Raw genomic sequence first — 451 nt, 5'->3', positions numbered from 1 at the left:
GCGAAATGTCCTTGAGAATGTGACGCTTGGGCGGAACGATCTTGCCCACGCGATTCATGGTGAAAACGTACTGTGCCATGGAGGTGTGCGGTGTGTGACTAGGAATGGCGGGAGTGTAGCAGGCGGATGGGCGGGGCCGGCGTGCCGCGAGCGCGGCAAAAATGGCGCCCAATTTCAGACTCGTCTCATTGCTGAGGCACTGAGCGGTTCGGAGAATCGGGCGGGTTCACCACTTGATGGACCCGACATGGCAAAACTACTGCGTCGCAACGGCGCGGCAATGGGCGCGCAAATCACGCTCCTCGCTGGAAACCAACTCCCTTTCAGGGTCTCGGGCCTGGGCCCGAACCGCAGGCATCTCGCCTTCCGGAGCAGCGACTCCACCTTGAGAATCCTCCCGCTCAAGGTCAATGACCGGGATATCGAGCAACAACTGAAGATCGAAGTCAGC

At 59.9% G+C, this 451-nt stretch carries 1 protein-coding gene; it reads left to right on the top strand.

Annotated features, from left to right (window positions below):
- Positions 1 to 247: 247 nt before the first annotated feature.
- Positions 248 to 451 (top strand): hypothetical protein (locus tag AB4Z27_RS29600; protein ID WP_441646057.1); only part of this gene is annotated, 204 nt, incomplete at its 3' end.

Origin of the sequence: Cupriavidus sp. KB_39 (genome assembly GCF_052114485.1) — a bacterium.
Classification (GTDB): Bacteria; Pseudomonadota; Gammaproteobacteria; order Burkholderiales; family Burkholderiaceae; genus Cupriavidus.
Note: the sequence above shows the minus strand (reverse complement) of the source record. Positions and strands in the feature narration are given on the sequence as shown.